This is a genomic window from Paracoccus albus (assembly GCF_027913035.1).
Taxonomy (GTDB): domain Bacteria; phylum Pseudomonadota; class Alphaproteobacteria; order Rhodobacterales; family Rhodobacteraceae; genus Paracoccus; species Paracoccus albus.
Window position 1 is genome coordinate 1296669 of record NZ_CP115775.1, and the last position, 18168, is coordinate 1314836.

Genomic DNA, 18168 nt, shown 5'->3' on the forward strand with positions numbered 1-18168 from the left:
AGATAAGCGAACGGAACTCCGCTGCCGGTTTATTCCATCCGACGCACTACAGGTGTGATATGTTGCGTCGCCTCAGGCGATTTTCAAGCCATGATCTTGCCGCGCCTAAGGCGAAAAAAGGATCATGACACGGTTAGGAAAGCGCGAACTGTCATTTTTCGCGTTGGCCGAGGTTGTCAACTGTACAGTTCGCATGATTGTCGTCGAAGTCGTTTTTTATAGAGAATTTGTACTTCGGACGTGAGACCGCCCAGGTACAGGTATTATTTTTATAATCTGTATTATGTAACTTAATACTTTTGATTGCACCTGAGACCGGCGAAGCGCAAAAACCGGGTATGGTTGCAACACGGAGGAATACCATGGCCGTAACACCACCCGTATGCGATTTTGGTGCGCCGATGCCGCAGTTTACATTGCCTGATCCACACGGATCGACCTTTGCCTCGGAGCAGTTACGCGGCGCGAACGGCACGCTCGTGATGTTTATCTGCAATCATTGTCCATATGTTCAGGCGGTGCTCGACCGGATCGTGCGCGACGCAGCAGAGCTGCAGCGGGATCACGGGATTGGTGTTGTCGCGATTTCAGCGAATGACGTTGCCGATTATCCGAGCGATGCGCCTGAATTCATGAAGGCGGAGGCTGAAAGGCACGGTTTCAGTTTTCCATATCTCTACGATGAATCTCAGGCCGTGGCACGGGCGTTCGGCGCGGAATGCACGCCTGACTTCTTCGGCTACAATGCCGATGGTGAATTGCAGTATCGCGGCCGGCTGGACGCGTCTGGCCGCAAACCCGGCCCGGCGGACGCCAGGCGCGAGTTGTTTGAAGCGATGGTTCAGATCGCCCGAACCGGACACGGCCCCAAGGATCAGACGCCCTCGATGGGATGTTCTATCAAATGGAAAAGCTGATCAGGGATCTATTCCGAAGGCGCGTTTGACATTCGCTGTCCAGCCTAGGAAATGCTGGCCTTCATGCTCTATCGCCGGGCGTTTCATCAGCGCCGGTTTGGCGGCAAGCATATCCTCTGGCGCGGCGGAACGCTCTTCCTCGGACATGCCGCGCCATGTCAGGCTGGCACGATTGACCAGCTTTTCCCCAAAGGCGTCCAGCATTTTCGTCCATTCCGCCTTGCTGGGCGTGTCTTCTTTGACGTCGTGAAACTCTACCGTCCAGCCGGCATCTTTCAGCGCTTTCTGCGCCTTCTGCACCGTGGAACAATAGTCCAGACCATACATTTTCAGCGTCTTGGACATGATCAGATCAGCGGTACGAAGGGTACATTGCAGGCGGACAGTGCAAGGACCGCCGCGACAGCGAGGATGAATTTCATAGTTCTGCTCCTGTTTTTCGTTGTTATCGCGAAACCTTCGCTGCACGTCCAGTCACGATTGATGTATTGCCGCTTTCAGCCGCCTCAGCCCCAGCCACGCCAGCAAAGCAACGATAGGCGTCGCTGCCGCCATCAGCAGCGCCTTGTCGATACCGGAAGATTTGGCGACCGGTGCAAGAAGATAGCCGATCAAACCGACCGCATAGTAACTGATGGCAACGACGGACAGCCCTTCGACGGTGTGCTGAAGCCGCAATTGCAGCTCTGCCCGTCGATCCATGCTTTGCAAGACATGCTGATTCTGTGTGCTCCGATCGACCTCGACCCGCGTCCGCAACAATTCGCTCGCCCTGCCCGTGCGTTCAAGCATCTGGGCCAAGCGTTCTTCGGTCGATTTTACGGTTCGCATCGCCGGGTCATAGCGGCGGATCATGAATTCCGAAAATAGCTGATGGTCCTGAAAGCGTTCTTCGCGCAGGGCCCTGATGCGGTCGTTCACAATCGCCTCATAAGCGCGTGTGGCACCGAAGCGGAACGCGCTTTGCGTGGCCAGCGATTCAAGCCGCGACGCGACGGAAAGAAGCTGGTGCAGCGTCGTTTCCGCCGGGCCGTTTTCCATTTCATCGACCATGCCCGAAAGTTCCGGCTCCAAAGCGTTCAGCCGTTCGGACAGCTTCCGGGCACGCCCCAAGCCCAGCATCGACATGGCCCGATATGTCTCGATCTCGCACAAGCGCTGAATGATCCGACCCGTGCGCCCTGCCCCAACGCTATCGCGCACGAAAACGGCAAAACGCATCCAGCCATTCGGGTCGATTCTGAAATCAGAGGCGACGAGTGCCGAGTTTTCAAGCACCCAGCAGGCCGCCAAACTGTCCTTGCTGAACCACTTGCGAAGATTGTCATTCACCGACGACAGATCATCAGGCAGCGGCTCGACCCGGATCATTGCGGCAGTGACCCGCTTGCCGGGCGCCTCCGCTTGCCAATCCGACGCAAAAATATCAGCGCAACTGGGATCAAACGGCTGTTCCGCCACGCCCTCGGCAATCGCGGTGTAGCTGACAAACTCTGTGTGGCTTTCCCAGATCAGCCGGTGGCGGCCCAAAGCTGCGGAATAATGGCTGTCACCGATACTCGGCTTGGGCGCACCGTGGCGGTCGACAAGTTCGCGAATATGGGAAATGTCTCGCTCACGGTCGCGCGCGGCGGCATCGCCGGGTTCCTTGAAGGCCATATATACTGCGTGGCACGGTGCCTTCACACGCGGTGAAGGACGAGCATGTAGCTCATTGACAAGGGTGCTGCGCATCGGGTGATCAAGTGTACGGTCCATGGCAAAAGCGTAGCCGAGTGAATCGCTTTGCGGAACAATGACGTAGCGCCGCAGATCAAGCTTACGTGAACTGTGGTGCCATTGCACCGCCCGGCCCCCGCGTCCACAATAGGCATGAGGCAGAAAAAACGCGAAGGGACAGCTATGCGGCGGGACTTCCTTAAATTGATGCTGGGCGGGGCAAGCCTTTTGGCGATTTCGGCCTGCTCTAGTTCGACAACGGACACGCGGTTCAAATCCTACAGCGGCCCGCCGGTCACGCGGGTGAACCTGTTCAAATCCCGCCGATTGATGCAGGTCTATTCCGGCTCGACTGTTATCAAGCAGTACAATTTCGGATTGGGCTTCGCGCCGGTCGGGAATAAAGAATACGAAGGTGACGGGAAAACGCCAGAAGGCCTATATTATATCGACAGGCGCAACCCAAACAGCCGATATCACCTTTCGGTCGGAATCAACTACCCAAATGAGGCGGATATTGCACGTGCACTCGCCCAGGGGGTTCAGGTCGGCAGTGATATCTTCATTCACGGTCAGGGCCCGGAGGGCCGGGTTGCGACCGAACGTGACTGGACAGCTGGCTGTATTGCCGTAACCGATGACGAGATCGAAGAGATCTATGCGATGGTTCCCGACGGCACGCCGGTCATGATCTATCCCTGATCTGGGATTATGCCGCGTTCGGCAAAAACCTCTGCCGCCGCGTTCAGCCCGTTGATCGCGGCCGGCATCCCGCCATAGACGGCCATCTGCCAGATCGCCTCCAGGATTTCTCTGGGCTCTGCGCCAGCAGCCAGCGTATGGCCGATATTCACCTTCAGTTGCGGCCCGGTCTGCCCGCCTAGCGCTGTCAGCGCGGCCACGGTGCAAAGCTGCCTTGTCTTGAGGTCCAGCCCCGGCCTTGCGTATTGGTGGCCATAGGCCCAGCCGATCAGGCTTTCGGACATGCCGGGCAGCATGGCGTCGTATTTCGCGGCAAGCGCATCGCGCAGGCCGGGGCTAAGCTGTTCGGCGATGCGCTCGCCCTGCTCCAGATATGTGTCGGTCATGGTCTCGTTCCATCTCTCGATAGGTTTCGATCTTGGCATCGAGGAGATCCAGCGAGCTGTTCAGCATGGCAATCTGATCCGCGACCGCAGCGCGATGCGCCTCGATCATCTGGCGGCGTTCAGCCAGCGTCTCATCGCCCTCGCGGCGCAGATCGGCATAGCGGACGCGGTCGGCCTGTTTCATGCCGGTGGCATTCAGCCGGGCCAGAAAGGCGATCCAGTCCAGCACATCCGCATCGTAATCGCGCCGCCCTGCCTCATCACGGGCCGGACGGTCGATCAGGCCGATCTTTTCGTAATAGCGCAGCGTGTCGATGCTGAGCCCGGTTCTCGCCGCGATTTCGCCGATCTTCATGGCCGATTCTCCTTGCCGACGCCCTTTCTAGGTGCTGGAGCGCAGTCCAGATCAAGCGGAAACTTTGGCTTTAAGGCGCTTCTTATTGTTCGACGCATGGGCGTTGACGAATCCTTATTTATGTAATAATGTAATTACATGATTACGGAACTTGAGATGGACCGTGTTTTTTCCGCCCTTTCGCACAGCTCGCGAAGGGAAATGCTTGACTTGGTCCGCGACAAACCGGGCCTGAGCGTAGGGGAGCTTGCCAGCAACTTCGACGTCTCGCGCATCGCCGTGATGAACCATATCAAGGTGCTGGAGGAGGCGCAGTTGGTCATCAGCGAAAAAGATGGCCGCGCCCGACGTCTTTACCTGAACGCTGTGCCGATTCAGGCGATCCATGAACGGTGGACGGACAATTTTTCCGCTCATTGGCTCGATCGGATGAGCCTCATCAAATCCGTGGCGGAAGCTGCGGCATCAAGGAACAGAAGGGACAAGGACGAATGAACTCTGCGACGACACAGATCAATCGCGTTTTTATCCGCGCACCCAAGGAGACGGTGTGGAATACGCTCGTCAAAACAGATGAGGCGTTGCCGTTCTTCTTTGGTGCCGTCTGCGAAACAAAGAACGGTATGCGATCCGGCGTGAATTACCGAATGGTCAGTGCGAACCGTAAGGTTGCGATGGTCGTGGGAGAGGTTTTGCAGTTCGATCCACCGGATATCTATTCCCACACGTTCCGCATGACGAATATCGACGAGCCGCCTGTAACGGTCACCTATAGATTGACAGAAAAGGATGGTGGAACGGAGTTCGAGCTCGGATCGACGACATGGTGCCGGGCAGCAAGCTGGCGAAAGAGATGGAATCGTCGCAGGGTTTTATCGCCAAGAACCTCAAATCAATTTGCGAGACGGGAAAACCGGCATTCTCCGGCCGCATGGTTGGCTTGCTTGGTCCCGTCTTTACCCGCTTCGCCAAGAAATCACAGGCCGCAGAGAACTGGCCATTATAGCTTCACTTGAACTGGCGAATTGAGATGACAACTGCCACCTTCCCTCTCTGGACCCGCATCACCGCACCTATTGCAGCAGTTTGGTATGCGTTCGGAATGTCGCAAGCAGCCAACCAGTATCTGGCCGATGCAGCGTCTGCGCCCACGGCAATCTGGATCGCCTATGCTGCCGCCTGCATCGCGGGGCTTTTGGGCGCCACCATGCTATATTTTAATCCGGCAGGCGCATCACTGGCTTTTGGCCTGTCGCTTGTCTTCGCCGTGATTTATTTCGGCTGGACATTCACCACTGGCGCGGTAACCGGCGAAGAATACGGTATCGGCGCAATGGTCATGGGAGTCACGCTTATATTGATGCTGGTCTCGCGGCGGTTTCGTAACATCTGATACCCCAATCCACGTCACCATCCAGCAAAAAGCCCCGCCATGTCCGGCGGGGCTTTTCTTTACAACTTATTCGAAGATCACTCTACCAGCGGCAACAGCGCATTGATTGAATCTTTCGCGTCGCCATAGAACATCCGCGTGTTTTCCTTGTAGAACAGCGGGTTCTCGATACCGGAATAGCCGGTCCCCTGCCCCCGCTTGCTGACAAAGACGTTCTTGGCCTTCCAGACCTCCAGCACCGGCATACCGGCGATGGGGCTGTTGGGATCGTCCTGTGCGGCCGGGTTCACGATGTCGTTCGAGCCGATGACGATGACCACATCCGTATTCGGGAAATCATCGTTAATCTCCTCCATCTCCATGACGATATCATAAGGCACCTTGGCCTCGGCCAGCAGCACGTTCATGTGCCCCGGCAGACGTCCGGCGACCGGGTGGATCGCGAAGCGGACATTCTTGCCGGCCGCCCGCAGCTTCCGGGTCAATTCACTGACCGCCTGCTGCGCTTGAGCGACCGCCATGCCATAGCCGGGAACGATGATCACCTCATCCGCTTCATTCAGCGCGGTGGCCACCCCATCGGCGTCGATGGCAACCTGCTCGCCCTCGATCTCCATCGCAGGTCCGGTTTCACCGCCGAAACCGCCAAGGATCACGCTGACAAAGTTCCGGTTCATCGCCTTGCACATGATATAGGACAGGATCGCACCGGAAGAGCCGACAAGCGCACCCGTCACGATCAGCAGGTCATTCGACAGGGTGAAGCCGATGGCTGCCGCCGCCCAACCGGAATAGCTGTTCAGCATGGACACGACGACCGGCATATCTGCGCCGCCAATACCCATGATCAGATGCCAGCCGATAAAGCCCGCCAGCAGCGCAATCAGGATCAGCCAGAAGGCTGCCGGTCCCATATCCCCGATGTAAAGCAGCCCGAGGATCAGCGACAGCGCCGCAGCCCCCGCATTCAGCATATGGCCACCCGGCAGCTTTTTGGGCTTGCCGTCAATCTTACCGGCCAGTTTGCCGAAGGCGACGATAGAGCCGGTGAAGGTCACGGCACCGATGAACACGCCAAGAAACACCTCGATCTGAAGCATGTTCAGCTCTGCCGGTGTCTTGTGGGTCAGAACTTCGGCAAAGCCACGAAACGGGTTGACGGGAATGACTGCCGCGGCACGTTCGCCGGTGACGGCAATGGCGTCGGGCAGACCTGCGGCCTTGGCGCGCAGCACTCGGCCCAGTTCAAGCTGGGCGTTGAATCCGACGAACACAGCGGCCAGACCGACAAGGCTGTGCATCGCCGCAACAAGCTGCGGCATTTCGGTCATCTGCACGCGCTTGGCAACGACCCAGCCGACCGCACCACCGATTGCAATCAGAACGACCGACAGGAACCAGTTGCCCGCCCCGGGCCCGAACAGAGTGGCGATAACAGCAAGCGCCATCCCGACGATGCCATACCAGATCGCGCGCTTCGCGCTTTCCTGATTGGACAGCCCCCCCAGCGACAGGATGAACAGGATAGCCGCGACGACATAAGCGGCTGTGGTAAATCCGAATTCCATCATCCCCTCCTTACGATTTCTGGAACATGGCGAGCATGCGCCGGGTGACAAGGAAGCCGCCGAAGATGTTCACCCCGGCCATCAGCACGGCAAGTGCGGCAAGGATCACAACCAGCCATGAACCAGAGCCGATCTGCATCAGCGCACCAAGAATGATGATCGACGAGATCGCATTTGTGATCGCCATCAGCGGCGTATGCAGTGAATGGGCAACATTCCAGATCACCTTGAACCCGACAAAACAGGCCAGCACGAAGACGATGAAATGCGACATGAAGCTTGCCGGGGCAACGAGGCCAATCAGCAGCAGCACGATTGCACCGCCGCCAAGAAGCATGACCTGCTGGCGCGTTTCCGCCCTGAACGCCGCGACTTCCTGCGCCTTGCGCTCTTCCGCCGTCAGTTCTTTTTTCTTCTCTTTCGGCTTCTGCGCCGCGATGGCCGCAATCTTCGGCTTGGGCGGTGGCCATGTGATGTCATGATCGTGCACCACGGTCGCGCCGCGGATCACGTCGTCATCCATATTCTGGACCAGCTCGCCATTCTTCTCTGGCGTCAGGTCTGTCATGAAGTGGCGGATGTTGTTGCCGTAAAGCTCTGACGACTGCGTCGCCATGCGCGACGGGAAATCCGTGTAGCCGATGATTGTCACGCCGTTTTCGGTGACATGCTTCTCATCGGGTATGGTCAGTTCGGCATTGCCGCCCTTTTCCGCCGCGAGGTCGACGATAACCGAGCCGGGCTTCATCGCCTCGATCATGTCCTTCGTCCACAAAACCGGCGCATCACGGCCTGGGATCAGCGCCGTGGTGATGACGATATCCATATCGGGCGCAAGTTCGCGGAATTTCTCCAGCTGTTTTTCGCGGAATTCCGGGCTGGACGGCGCCGCATAGCCACCCGTCGCCGCGCCATCGGTCTGCGCTTCCTCGAAATCCAGATAAACGAATTCGGCGCCCATCGATTCGATCTGCTCGGCCACCTCGGGGCGAACGTCGAATGCATAAACCTGCGCGCCCAGGCTGGTCGCGGTGCCAATCGCGGCAAGACCCGCAACGCCTGCGCCGACGACCAGGACCTTGGCTGGCGGCACCTTGCCAGCCGCAGTCACCTGCCCGGTGAAGAAGCGACCGAAATTATTCGCAGCCTCGATCACCGCGCGGTAACCGGCGATATTGGCCATCGAGGACAGCGCATCCATCTTCTGCGCGCGGCTGATGCGCGGCACCATATCCATCGCAATGGCGGTAATGCCCTGTTCCTTCGCGGTTTCCAGCAATTCGGCATTCTGCGCCGGATAGAAATGCGAGATCAGCGTCTGACCTTCGCGCATTGCGTGAATTTCGCCGGTCTCAGGCGGGCGGACCTTGGCGACGACATCTACCGTGTTGATCAGATCATTCGCCGTTGCGTCGACGGTTACGCCCGCGCCCCGGTAATCCTCATCGGTAAATCCCGCCGCAGCGCCTGCCCCGCTTTCGACGTGAACCTCATAGCCAAGTTTTTGCAGATACCCGGCGGATGAGGGTGTGATCGCCACGCGGTTCTCCCCCGCCTGACCTTCCTTCAATGCCCCAATCTTCATTGCCATCCCCTTTCGACGTCGGTCCGGAAGTGTCTAGCATTGCGCAATAAATATTCACAAGTCAGTGACGCTGCGCCATTTAGGGAAATATTCAGCGCGAAAGCTGCAATCTCAGGCAAGTGTTACGAAAAACGCCGCCGCAAACGGGTTGCGACGGCGTAATTTTGCGGATTGGGCGTGATGAACGCCCTTTCCAATCAGTTGGACGTTTCCGGCTCAACCGTAACAACGGGCTCTTCGGTAGCGCCATCAACGGCGTCGCCAGCTGCATCCGCGGCGTCAGCGGCTGCGTCGCCCACGGCATCGGCGGCATCGCCCGCAGCGTCCGCTGCATCAGCGGCCGCGTCGTTAGCAGTCTCGGCTGCGTCAGCGGCGGTGTCGGCGGCTGCGTCAGCCGCATCATCGGCCGTATCAACAGCAGCATCTGCGGCGTCATCGGCGGCCTCACCAGCCGAATCTACGGCATCCGCGGCGGTGTCCGCCGCATCGTCTGCGGTGTCAGCAGCAGCATCGGCAGCGCCATCAGCGGCATCCGCTGCATCGTCGGCAGCTTCGGTTGCGGTGTCCGCCGCATCGTCTGCGGTGTCAGCAGCAGCGTCCGCTGCATCGTCAGCGGCTGCTTCTGCATCGTCTGCGGTGTCTTCCACTGCTGCTTCAGCGTCCTCAGCCGCTTCTTCAGCAGGTTCTTCGGTCGTCGCGGCAGGATCGGCGGCAGGCGCTTCTTCCGTAGCTTCAACCACCGGTTCTTCGACAACTTCATCGTCATTGCCCATGAAGCGGGTCAGGACGAAATAGGCAAGCGCCAGGGCCAGCAAGATCCCAATGATCAGCGGCAGAGGGGAAGAGCGCTTTTCTACCGGCTCGACATAGGTTTCGCGTGGTGTTGTCTTGTCGGGATCGTTTGGATCGTAGTTGGCCATTTATGGTCTCCTTCAATTCACTCTTGAGGGCCTTACCCTTACAAACCATGCACTTACCTTCATGGCTTGCGAGGCAGCTATCCTGCGCTTAACTCAAGCGCAACGGACAAGTTCCCGCATCTCAAGCATTTTCTCGGAAGGTGAAAACATGAACCAGCCCGTACGCCATCAGACTCCGACGCTTCTTTCGGATTACAGGCCCTACCCTTTCACATTGCGCCAAACCCGACTGGATGTGCGGCTGGACCCCAAGGAAACAGTTGTTCTGGCTGAACTTGACCTGACGCGGCGGGACACGGGCGATCTGGTTCTGGACATTGGCGCGGGCGTCGATCTGCGCAGCATCAGCATCGACGGGCGGAAGCTTTCATCGGCGGATTATCGCCGTGAAGAGGAGGTTCTGTCCATTTCAGCGCCCGATGGCGACTTCACCTTGTCGACCGAGGTCGTCATAGACCCGTCGGCCAATACCGCTTTCGAAGGGCTCTATCTTTCGAACGGCATCTTCTGCACCCAATGCGAGGCAGAGGGGTTTCGCCACATCACCCCCTATCCCGACCGGCCCGATGTCATGGCGCCGTTCGAGGTCACGATCCGATCTGATCTGCCCGTGCTGCTTTCCAACGGCAACCCGGTCTCCTCTGCGGACGGCGTCGCTGTCTGGCACGATCCCTGGCCGAAGCCCGCCTACCTGTTCGCGCTCGTCGCCGGTGACCTGCGCGCTGTCTCGGGTGATTTCACCACGAAATCCGGGCGGCATGTCGATCTGAATGTCTGGGTGCGCCCCGGTGACGAGCCACGCGCCGACTATGCGCTCGACAGTCTGATCCGGTCGATGAAATGGGATGAGGATACTTATGGACGCGAATACGATCTGGACGTTTTCAACATCGTCGCCGTTGATGATTTCAACATGGGGGCGATGGAAAACAAGGGTCTGAATATCTTCAATTCCAAGCTGGTCCTCGCCACGCCGGAAACCGCGACTGACAATGATTACGAACGGATCGAAGGGGTGATCGCGCATGAATATTTCCACAACTGGACCGGCAACCGTATCACCTGCCGCGACTGGTTCCAGCTTTGCCTGAAGGAAGGGCTGACCGTTTTCCGTGACCAGCAGTTCACGGCGGATATGCGAAGTGCTGCGGTGAAGCGTATTCAGGACGTGCGCACACTGCGTGCACGTCAGTTTCGCGAAGATCAGGGTCCGCTGGCCCATCCCGTGCGCCCGGAATCCTATGTCGAGATCAACAATTTCTACACTGCGACTGTCTATGAGAAAGGTGCCGAGGTTATCGGTATGCTCAAACGACTCGTCGGTGAGGAAGGTTATGCCAAGGCGTTGGACCTCTATTTTGATCGCCATGACGGCGATGCCGCGACGATTGAGGACTGGCTGAAGGTTTTCGAAGATGCGACGGGCCGCGACCTGACGCAATTCAAGCGTTGGTATTCAGACGCAGGCACGCCGGAACTGACGATGGCAGAGCATTGGGATGGCGATGCGGGCCGTCTGAGACTGGAGTTCACGCAGTCCACGCCCCCCACCCCCGGTCAGGACGAAAAGCCGCCGCGTGTTATTCCGGTTGAGATTGGCCTGCTGTCGCACAACGGTGATGAGGTACTGCCTTCGACCGTGCTGGAAATGACAGAGGCGACGCAGAGCTTCAACTTCGACAACCTCTCTTCGCGCCCGGTTGTCTCTGTTCTGCGCGGCTTTTCCGCACCGGTCGTTCTGAAACGCGATATTGATTCGGCTGGGCTGGCGTTTCTGCTTGCCCATGACACTGACCCTTTCGCCCGATGGGAGGCAGGGCGACAGCTTGCCCGGCAGACATTGCGCGCGATGATCGGCGGACAGCGGCCGGATTCGGAATATATCGATGCGTTTGGGCGAATTCTTGCCGATGGCGATGCGGACCCGGCATTCCGCGCCCTCTGTCTGGAACTTCCAAGCGAAGAGGAAATAGCCGTCGCCATAGCCGCTGAGGGTGCAACACCGGACCCGGACGCAATCCATACCGCCCGCGAGGACCTCGCCGCCGCAATTGCCAATGCGCATGAGGGCGACCTGAAGCAGGTTTTCAACGACATGAAGCTTAGCGGCGCGTATCGCCCGGATGCGGAATCGGCTGGAAAGCGGTCGCTTCGTCTCGCCGCGTTGTCGCTGCTCAACCGGATTGACGGTGGTGCGGGTGCCGCTGATCTCTACGCCTCGACCGACAATATGACCGAACGTGCAGCGGCGCTTTCAATGCTGGTTTCTGCCGGTGTCGCGGAAAGCCAGATTCATTCTTTCTATACCGAATTCAGACACATACGGTTGGTCATGGATATGTGGTTCATGATCCAGACGATCAGCGCAGAACCGGATCGGGCTGTCGCGGTCGCTCAGGAACTTGCAGCGCATTCTGATTTCGACTGGAAGAACCCCAACCGATTCCGCGCCCTGATCGGCGGGCTCAGCGCGAACCATGCGGGCTTCCACCGTGCCGATGGCGCGGGCTATGCGTTCCTGGCTGACTGGTTGATCCGGATGGACGGCGCCAATCCGCAGATCGCTGCACGGATGTCGACCGCGTTTGAAAGCTGGACGCGATACGACCCCACCCGACAGTCCCATGCCAAAGCCGCACTCGACCGGATACTTGAAACCCCTAACTTGTCGAAAAACCTCGGAGAAATGATCACCCGTATCCGTAACGCTTCGTAATAGGCGGCACGATGCCAACGCCCTCTTGCGGGTGGGCGTTGGCGGGGCGATAATCACGGCCATGAGCAGCGAAAGCCTGACCCCCCGTGATGAGATGCAGAAGCGTCTCGACCCGCTGATCGAAGAGCGGGCACCGTGGTTATTCTCGGGGCGGATGCATCACAATGCCGCGCGGGCTTTGCTTATGCGGATGCTGGGCTATCCGACCACGCTCGATCTGGGCGCGAAGTTTCGTGACATCCCGACCGATCAGATTTTCCAGTCGATGGAAAACATGATCATCCGCGATCTGGAGGTTTCTGGGCTGGAGCATATTCCGAAGGACGGACCAGCCCTGATCGTCGCCAATCATCCGACGGGAATTGCCGATGGGATCGTGCTTTATTCGCTGATCGGGCGGGTCCGTAAGGATCTGTTCATCTACACGAACCAGGATATTCTGCGCGTCTTACCACAGCTTGAGGATATGATCGTCCCGGTGGAGTGGCGGCAGGACAAGCGCACCCACGCCAAAACCCGTGCGACGATGGAACAGACCCGCGCCTGGCTGGCAGAGGATCGAATCGGGCTGATCTTCCCATCGGGCCGGCTGGCCAAGCGGCGAAAGCTGACCCTGCATGAACGCCCGTGGATGGCCTCTGCCGCGATGATTGCGCGCAAAATGGACGTGCCGGTCATCCCGCTGCGGATCAGGGCGCGCAACTCTATCCTGTTCTACCTGTTCGACGCGATCCATCCGACATTACGTGATGTGACGCTGTTCCACGAGGTGCTGAACAAGGCCGGTCAGCAATATCAGATCACGATCGGCGCACCGGTCCCGGCGGGATCATTGCCAGTGAAAAGTGAAGAGGCGATCGAGATGTTGCGCCGGATCGTGCTGTCGCTGCCGGAACCCGCGGATACCCGCCCGGTTTCGACCACTCGTTTGGTCAAGCGACGTATCTTCAAACATATCTGAGCGCCCGACGCTGCTTTGACCCGGCCGGACTGCATAAAAAAAGGGGCCGCGAGGGCCCCTTTCTTTGGTTATATGTGCACTTACTGTGCTGGCGCTGCCTCTTCCGATGCAGGCTCGGCGGGTGCGTCGGTCGCGCCTTCTGCAGGGGTCGCGGCGGGCGTTTCTGCCGGTGCTGCTGCTTCAGCGGCCGCAGCCGCTTCGCGCATTTCCGCAACGGCTGTTTCAAGCTCTGCATAGCCTGCTGTGAAACCGGTCAGCGACATGGTCAGACCGACCACCTGATCCGCACTTGCGCCATAGGGCAGCAGGCTGACAGTCGCCGCATTGCCACGCTTCAGAGAGTTGAGTTCACCTGATGTCAGCCCCAGGCGGGCCACACATCCGACCGGGGCGCAGAAGTTGAACGGATAGACGTTCGCCGCGCCCGAATCGATCTGCAGGCGAAGCCCTTGCGTCAGGTCGGTTTCAAGCGGGGTCACAATCGTTGCCCCGGCAACGGCTTGGCCGCCATTGCTCAGCGGGATCAGCGTGATCTCCGCGACAGAGTTGCCCTGCCCGTCAGTCATAAGCTGATACAATTCGCAGGGATCAGCGCCGTCGGCAGTCCTGATGCAGCGCAGCGTCCAGTCGCCATGTGTTGTGCGCGGATAATAAGCACCAACCGGCGGCTCTTCGGATTCGGCCTCCGTCGCACCTTCTGCCGTAGCCTCTTCTGCGGCGGGGGCGGTTTCGGCGGGCGCCTCTTCCTCTGTCGGCGCTGCTTCTGATGCCTCTTCTTCTGCAGGTTCTGCTGAATCCGTTACGGCATCCGCCACAGCGTCGGCCGCGTTCTCTGCCGCTGCGGCGGCGTCACTGGCAGCGGCTGCCGCTGCATCGGCGGCGGCTTCTGCGTTTTCGCCGGTCGCTTCGGCTGCACCTTCGGCAGCATCAGCGGCCTGATCGGCGGCGCTTGCAGCCGCAGCGGCTGCATCGCTAGCTGCGTCTGCGGGCGCATCGGCAGGCGGCGCTTCGGTCGTGGTTTGGGCCAGAACTGGCGCAGCGCTCAGCGCGAAAATCAACGCTAGTGCGGTCGAGGTAGTCTTCGGTGACATGCGTGTCTCCTTCCGTAAACGCGGTCTCATCGTCAACGCGATTGGAAGAGCGTTAGCACCTGCGCGGAAGATTGTCAGGTCAGAACCTCTGCATTTGCCACACAGATTCGTCACAGTCCGGTTTAGGGTAAATGCTCACCGATTTTCCGGGATCGAACGGCAATTTCTCAGAGAACGAATTAACAAAACGTTAAAAAGGGCCACGCAGGCGTGACCCTTTCTCTCCCTGCCGGACTGGCCGGTCTTCTGATTGCCGAAACGGTAATAGGGGGTATAAGTTGCGTCAACTATTCTTTCGGATATTTTGATCAGCGTCATGTAAAATTTGAATGACATTGTTATCCTCCCAAAAAAGCCGCGCCCGAAGGCGCGGCAGTCCAACAGGGAGGAATTGTTCGCGAGAAACTCAGATAGTTCCACGAACACCCCCACTGTGGCACAAAAAATCTAAATTAGTATTGTCTTTCCGCACGCATGTTGCAGAAAACGGCGAAAATGCGCGAAAGGATGCCTATGAACAACATCGATATGGAAAGCGGCAGCATCTTCGTCGGGGGTGCGGGCCCGGATTACGCAGAGCCAGAGGTGCTTCTGACCGGTTACGCCAATCGGCACGGGCTGATCGCTGGCGCGACGGGCACGGGCAAGACTGTGACGCTGCAGACCCTGGCCGAATCGCTGTCTCAATGCGGTGTCCCCGTTTTCCTTGCCGATGTGAAAGGTGACCTTTCCGGTCTGGCGAAGTCCGGCTCTGCAGAGGCAAAGCTGCACGAGGCATTTGCCAGACGCGCCGGGCAGATCGGGCTGGAGCTAGATTACCAACAATATCCTGTCACATTCTGGGATGTGTTCGGGCAAAAGGGTCACCCCGTCCGGACAACGCCAGCGGAAATGGGGCCGTTGCTGCTGTCCCGCCTGCTGGGCCTGACGGATGTTCAGGAAGGCGTGCTGAACATCGCCTTCCGCGTCGCCGACGAGCAGGGGCTGGCGCTTCTGGACCTGAAAGATCTTCAGGCGATGCTTGTCTGGGTTGGAGAGAACTCTTCAGAACTGTCGCTTACCTATGGCAATGTCAGCACGGCATCGGTCGGTGCAATCCAGCGGTCCCTTCTGACGCTGGAAAACGAAGGCGGTGACCAGCTTTTCGGCGAGCCGGCGCTTGAACTGAACGACATCCTGCGTGTGGATGGCAATGGCAAGGGGATGATCAATATCCTTGCTGCCGATAAACTGATGAATGCGCCGCGCCTTTACTCGACATTCCTGCTGTGGCTGCTGTCCGAACTGTTCGAGCAACTGCCAGAGGTCGGCGACCCGGCCAAGCCGGTCTGTGCCTTTTTCTTCGATGAGGCGCATCTACTGTTCGATGATGCGCCCAAGGCCCTGATCGACAAGATCGAACAGGTCGCCCGCCTGATCCGATCCAAAGGCGTCAGCGTGTGGTTCATCAGCCAGAATCCAACCGATGTGCCGGAAGATATCCTCGGGCAGCTGGGCAACCGCGTCCAGCATGCCCTTCGCGCTTTTACGGCAAAAGATCAGAAGGCCCTGCGTCTGGCGGCGGAAAACTATCGTCCCAATCCCGATTTCGACATTGCCGACGCGATACAGCAAGTCGGTACGGGCGAAGCGGTGACCTCTTTCCTTGAACGAAAGGGGGTGCCGGGTGTGGCCATGCGCACGTTGATCCGGCCGCCCTTTTCTCAACTGGGGCCGATCACGGATGAGGAACGTTCGGAGGTCCTGAAAACCTCTGTCATGGGGCAAAAATATGATACGCCGCTGAACCGCGAATCCGCACAGGAAATTCTGATCGAGCGTGCGCAGGCAGCAGCAAAAGAGGCACAGGAAACCGCGACACCGGATGATGACAGCGACCTTTGGGTTGTCGGCGGACAGAAGGATGAGGAATTCACCCGCGCCCGCCGCTATAATCCGAAGCTGACCATTCCTGCATCCGGGAAAGATGGAAGTTCGACAAAAAAGAGAAGCTCCCGCCGCGACTCGGTTCTGGAGACCTTCGGCAAATCCGTTGCAAGAGAATTGGGACGCCAGGGTACCCGATCCGTCATGCGCGGTGTGCTGGGTGGCCTGTTCCGCGGCCGCTGAGGCTTTGTCACCGCGCACCGCGTGATTGCTGTGCACGCGCAGACCCTTGCACTGCGGTCAGTTCCGCCAATAGCGCGATCAGCAACATGATATGACGATGGACGTCGTAATCGGCGCGTCCTGCGCGCCGGGCGTCCTCACATGCCTGCTCTGCCGAATGCAGCAGACGCGACACGATATGCGGCGACGGCAGTTCGTCACGCCCAATCAGTCGCGCCAGATCCCGACTGGGATTCCACCCGGACTGCCCTGAACGGGCGGCTCGAATCAAAGGTGCCGGTCGCTTCAACCGTTGTTGCGGTTGCGGAAATGTAAAAATTTTGGGGTCGTTCATGAAGCTCATCTTCAAGATCCTCACAGGTTCAAGCGCGCTCACCTTCGCACAACTAATGGTTGTGTTGCACATCTGACTGTTGCAACGCTCGATTGTGAATTAATTCTTTAATGTTTGCTTAGCAATTATGCAGTTCTTCTTAACCATAACCTGGTCGAACGAACGGCATTTTAACGAAAGGATCAGCCATTGCCGTCCGGCCTGTTTCAACAAAAGGGAAGACAATGACCGTTCTTAAGCCGGATTTCGACATGGCCCAGCCTGTGACTGCCAGCACAAGTGAGATGACGGAAACAGCCTTGGTGCTGCATCGGGACATCGCTTGTGAAGGTGAGCTTACAGATGGGGCACGGCTTTATCTCCGGCATGTCGAAAATGGTGAATCGATACGCTCAATCGCACGGGCAGAGGGCTGCCACCCGTCCACCATCCTGCGCCGTATCCGCCGTTTCGAAGCGCGGCGCGATGATCCGCTGGTTGATAATGCGCTGCGCAAGCTTGGCCATGATGGCGCGCACAAACGTAGCCTGCGCGATCAAGGGGAACAGAACAGGCGCATCCTTCGTCGTCTCGCCGAAAGCGGGGCAGAATTGGTCGTCGCGGCGTCAATGAAAAAGGCGATCGTAACGCGTGCCGATATCCGCACGATGGTGCTGGAACGCAGCGAAGCAGAGCAGCTGGCACTCCGGAACTGGATAAGCCCTGTCGCACAGGGCAAGAAAATGAGCCGCTACCGAATCTCTGCCGCCGGACGCGCCGCCCTGAGAAGCCTTGGACAGGGCGATGGCGGGCTACCGCGTGCCCGCGACTTTGCCGATGCAAAACCTGTTTCCAGCCAAGGCATGGAAGAAGCCGCCGCGACGTTTCACCACGCGGACCAGCACCGGGTCTGGGAGGCACGCACATTGCCCGACCCAGAAGAAAACAAGCCGCGGCGGATGCGCGTCAACATCGCTGAAAGTCCGTTGCTGCTGCTGGCGCGGCGCCGCGATGCCAAGGGCGATGCGTTCCTGAACCCGCGTCTGGTCGCTGCGGGTGAACAATTGCGCGAAGACTTCGAACTTGCGCAGATGGGGCCGCGGATCACCCAGAACTGGCAACGCTTCATGACCGCCGGTATTGACAGCGGCACATTCGGCGCGTCGTCGTCCGGCGGATCGGATTCCGCCCGCAACCGCGTGGCAGAGGCGCTGCGCGAGTTGGGCCCAGGAATGGGCGATCTGGCCCTTCGCGTCTGCTGCTATCTGGAGGGTTTGGAGATGACAGAACGCCGCCTGGGCTGGTCTGCCCGATCCGGCAAGGTGGTGTTGAAACTGGCTCTGGAACGTCTCGCCCGGCATTATGAGGGGCGATATGGTCCTGGTGGGCCGTTGATCGGATAGGCAAGTGAAAGGCTGCCGGAAAAGGTGGCC

18 protein-coding genes and 1 pseudogene are annotated in these 18168 nt (G+C 58.7%); 10 read left to right on the forward strand and 9 right to left on the reverse strand.

Features of this window, described 5'->3' with window-relative positions:
* Positions 1-362: 362 nt before the first annotated feature.
* Positions 363-917 carry a thioredoxin family protein gene (locus tag PAF20_RS06475; RefSeq protein WP_271072893.1) on the forward strand — a complete coding sequence of 185 codons (555 nt, stop codon included), beginning with the start codon at positions 363-365 and terminating at the stop codon, positions 915-917.
* On the opposite strand, the gene PAF20_RS06480 is transcribed toward PAF20_RS06475, so the two are convergent.
* Both PAF20_RS06480 and PAF20_RS06485 read right to left on the reverse strand, forming a co-directional pair.
* Complete coding sequence (locus PAF20_RS06480; RefSeq protein WP_271072894.1) at positions 918-1262, reverse strand: arsenate reductase family protein; 345 nt, start codon at positions 1260-1262, stop codon at positions 918-920.
* Between the two features lie 129 nt (positions 1263-1391).
* Positions 1392-2675, reverse strand: a complete 1284-nt coding sequence (locus PAF20_RS06485) for a DUF3422 family protein (protein WP_271072895.1) — start codon at positions 2673-2675, stop codon at positions 1392-1394.
* A 144-nt stretch (positions 2676-2819) separates the two neighbouring features.
* Between PAF20_RS06485 and PAF20_RS06490 the strand changes: the two genes are divergently transcribed.
* Complete coding sequence (locus PAF20_RS06490) at positions 2820-3338, forward strand: L,D-transpeptidase family protein (RefSeq protein WP_271072896.1); 519 nt, start codon at positions 2820-2822, stop codon at positions 3336-3338.
* Here the strand turns inward: PAF20_RS06490 and PAF20_RS06495 are convergent.
* Entirely contained in the window at positions 3329-3724 is a 396-nt protein-coding gene (locus PAF20_RS06495) for a carboxymuconolactone decarboxylase family protein (RefSeq protein WP_271072897.1), read from the reverse strand. The genes PAF20_RS06490 and PAF20_RS06495 overlap by 10 nt on opposite strands.
* The gene (locus tag PAF20_RS06500) at positions 3675-4079 is read right to left on the reverse strand and encodes a MerR family transcriptional regulator (RefSeq protein WP_271072898.1); all 405 of its coding nucleotides are present in this window, start codon (positions 4077-4079) and stop codon (positions 3675-3677) included. Before PAF20_RS06500 ends, PAF20_RS06495 begins: the two co-directional genes overlap by 50 nt.
* A gap of 156 nt (positions 4080-4235) precedes the next feature.
* On the opposite strand from PAF20_RS06500, the gene PAF20_RS06505 reads away from it, so the two are divergent.
* From PAF20_RS06505 to PAF20_RS06515, 4 genes and pseudogenes are all read left to right on the forward strand, one after another.
* Positions 4236-4574 carry an ArsR/SmtB family transcription factor gene (locus PAF20_RS06505; protein ID WP_271072899.1) on the forward strand — a complete coding sequence of 113 codons (339 nt, stop codon included), beginning with the start codon at positions 4236-4238 and terminating at the stop codon, positions 4572-4574.
* Positions 4571-4846 (forward strand): annotated as a pseudogene (locus tag PAF20_RS18840) (SRPBCC family protein); the annotation flags it as partial. The gene PAF20_RS06505 and the pseudogene PAF20_RS18840, both read left to right, overlap by 4 nt.
* Before the next feature lie 56 nt (positions 4847-4902).
* Positions 4903-5085 (forward strand): hypothetical protein, encoded by a 183-nt coding sequence (locus PAF20_RS06510; RefSeq protein ID WP_271072900.1) that lies wholly within the window; start codon positions 4903-4905, stop codon positions 5083-5085.
* Between the two features lie 96 nt (positions 5086-5181).
* The gene (locus PAF20_RS06515; protein ID WP_271072901.1) at positions 5182-5472 is read left to right on the forward strand and encodes a hypothetical protein; all 291 of its coding nucleotides are present in this window, start codon (positions 5182-5184) and stop codon (positions 5470-5472) included.
* Between the two features lie 77 nt (positions 5473-5549).
* On the opposite strand, the gene PAF20_RS06520 is transcribed toward PAF20_RS06515, so the two are convergent.
* From PAF20_RS06520 to PAF20_RS06530, 3 genes are all read right to left on the reverse strand, one after another.
* Positions 5550-7040 carry an NAD(P)(+) transhydrogenase (Re/Si-specific) subunit beta gene (locus PAF20_RS06520; protein ID WP_271072902.1) on the reverse strand — a complete coding sequence of 497 codons (1491 nt, stop codon included), beginning with the start codon at positions 7038-7040 and terminating at the stop codon, positions 5550-5552.
* Between the two features lie 10 nt (positions 7041-7050).
* The gene (locus PAF20_RS06525; protein ID WP_271072903.1) at positions 7051-8625 is read right to left on the reverse strand and encodes a Re/Si-specific NAD(P)(+) transhydrogenase subunit alpha; all 1575 of its coding nucleotides are present in this window, start codon (positions 8623-8625) and stop codon (positions 7051-7053) included.
* A gap of 197 nt (positions 8626-8822) precedes the next feature.
* On the reverse strand, positions 8823-9545 hold the full coding sequence (locus PAF20_RS06530; RefSeq protein WP_271072904.1) for a hypothetical protein: 723 nt from the start codon (positions 9543-9545) through the stop codon (positions 8823-8825).
* Positions 9546-9693: 148 nt separating this feature from the next.
* On the opposite strand from PAF20_RS06530, the gene pepN reads away from it, so the two are divergent.
* Both pepN and PAF20_RS06540 read left to right on the forward strand, forming a co-directional pair.
* The gene (gene pepN / locus PAF20_RS06535; RefSeq protein WP_271072905.1) at positions 9694-12261 is read left to right on the forward strand and encodes an aminopeptidase N; all 2568 of its coding nucleotides are present in this window, start codon (positions 9694-9696) and stop codon (positions 12259-12261) included.
* Positions 12262-12322: 61 nt separating this feature from the next.
* Complete coding sequence (locus PAF20_RS06540; RefSeq protein WP_271072906.1) at positions 12323-13222, forward strand: lysophospholipid acyltransferase family protein; 900 nt, start codon at positions 12323-12325, stop codon at positions 13220-13222.
* Positions 13223-13302: 80 nt separating this feature from the next.
* On the opposite strand, the gene PAF20_RS06545 is transcribed toward PAF20_RS06540, so the two are convergent.
* Positions 13303-14313 (reverse strand): invasion associated locus B family protein, encoded by a 1011-nt coding sequence (locus PAF20_RS06545; RefSeq protein WP_271072907.1) that lies wholly within the window; start codon positions 14311-14313, stop codon positions 13303-13305.
* 513 nt (positions 14314-14826) lie between these two features.
* On the opposite strand from PAF20_RS06545, the gene PAF20_RS06550 reads away from it, so the two are divergent.
* Positions 14827-16422 (forward strand): helicase HerA-like domain-containing protein, encoded by a 1596-nt coding sequence (locus PAF20_RS06550; protein WP_271072908.1) that lies wholly within the window; start codon positions 14827-14829, stop codon positions 16420-16422.
* 7 nt (positions 16423-16429) lie between these two features.
* Here PAF20_RS06550 and PAF20_RS06555 read toward each other — a convergent pair whose 3' ends face one another.
* Complete coding sequence (locus PAF20_RS06555) at positions 16430-16828, reverse strand: DUF6477 family protein (RefSeq protein WP_353620609.1); 399 nt, start codon at positions 16826-16828, stop codon at positions 16430-16432.
* A gap of 152 nt (positions 16829-16980) precedes the next feature.
* Between PAF20_RS06555 and PAF20_RS06560 the strand changes: the two genes are divergently transcribed.
* Positions 16981-18138 (forward strand): DUF6456 domain-containing protein, encoded by a 1158-nt coding sequence (locus tag PAF20_RS06560; RefSeq protein WP_271072910.1) that lies wholly within the window; start codon positions 16981-16983, stop codon positions 18136-18138.
* The last annotated feature ends 30 nt before the right edge of the window (positions 18139-18168 follow it).

Excerpts from the sequence above, each read along its gene's own strand:
- PAF20_RS06475 (WP_271072893.1), top strand. The coding sequence starts at position 363 with ATGGCCGTAACACCACCCGTATGCGATTTTGGTGCGCCGATGCCGCAG.
- PAF20_RS06480 (WP_271072894.1), bottom strand. The coding sequence starts at position 1,262 with ATGTCCAAGACGCTGAAAATGTATGGTCTGGACTATTGTTCCACGGTG.
- PAF20_RS06485 (WP_271072895.1), bottom strand. The coding sequence starts at position 2,675 with ATGGACCGTACACTTGATCACCCGATGCGCAGCACCCTTGTCAATGAG.
- PAF20_RS06490 (WP_271072896.1), top strand. The coding sequence starts at position 2,820 with ATGCGGCGGGACTTCCTTAAATTGATGCTGGGCGGGGCAAGCCTTTTG.
- PAF20_RS06495 (WP_271072897.1), bottom strand. The coding sequence starts at position 3,724 with ATGACCGACACATATCTGGAGCAGGGCGAGCGCATCGCCGAACAGCTT.
- PAF20_RS06500 (WP_271072898.1), bottom strand. The coding sequence starts at position 4,079 with ATGAAGATCGGCGAAATCGCGGCGAGAACCGGGCTCAGCATCGACACG.
- PAF20_RS06505 (WP_271072899.1), top strand. The coding sequence starts at position 4,236 with ATGGACCGTGTTTTTTCCGCCCTTTCGCACAGCTCGCGAAGGGAAATG.
- PAF20_RS06510 (WP_271072900.1), top strand. The coding sequence starts at position 4,903 with ATGGTGCCGGGCAGCAAGCTGGCGAAAGAGATGGAATCGTCGCAGGGT.
- PAF20_RS06515 (WP_271072901.1), top strand. The coding sequence starts at position 5,182 with ATGTCGCAAGCAGCCAACCAGTATCTGGCCGATGCAGCGTCTGCGCCC.
- PAF20_RS06520 (WP_271072902.1), bottom strand. The coding sequence starts at position 7,040 with ATGGAATTCGGATTTACCACAGCCGCTTATGTCGTCGCGGCTATCCTG.
- PAF20_RS06525 (WP_271072903.1), bottom strand. The coding sequence starts at position 8,625 with ATGAAGATTGGGGCATTGAAGGAAGGTCAGGCGGGGGAGAACCGCGTG.
- PAF20_RS06530 (WP_271072904.1), bottom strand. The coding sequence starts at position 9,545 with ATGGCCAACTACGATCCAAACGATCCCGACAAGACAACACCACGCGAA.
- pepN (WP_271072905.1), top strand. The coding sequence starts at position 9,694 with ATGAACCAGCCCGTACGCCATCAGACTCCGACGCTTCTTTCGGATTAC.
- PAF20_RS06540 (WP_271072906.1), top strand. The coding sequence starts at position 12,323 with ATGAGCAGCGAAAGCCTGACCCCCCGTGATGAGATGCAGAAGCGTCTC.
- PAF20_RS06545 (WP_271072907.1), bottom strand. The coding sequence starts at position 14,313 with ATGTCACCGAAGACTACCTCGACCGCACTAGCGTTGATTTTCGCGCTG.
- PAF20_RS06550 (WP_271072908.1), top strand. The coding sequence starts at position 14,827 with ATGAACAACATCGATATGGAAAGCGGCAGCATCTTCGTCGGGGGTGCG.
- PAF20_RS06555 (WP_353620609.1), bottom strand. The coding sequence starts at position 16,828 with ATGTGCAACACAACCATTAGTTGTGCGAAGGTGAGCGCGCTTGAACCT.
- PAF20_RS06560 (WP_271072910.1), top strand. The coding sequence starts at position 16,981 with ATGACCGTTCTTAAGCCGGATTTCGACATGGCCCAGCCTGTGACTGCC.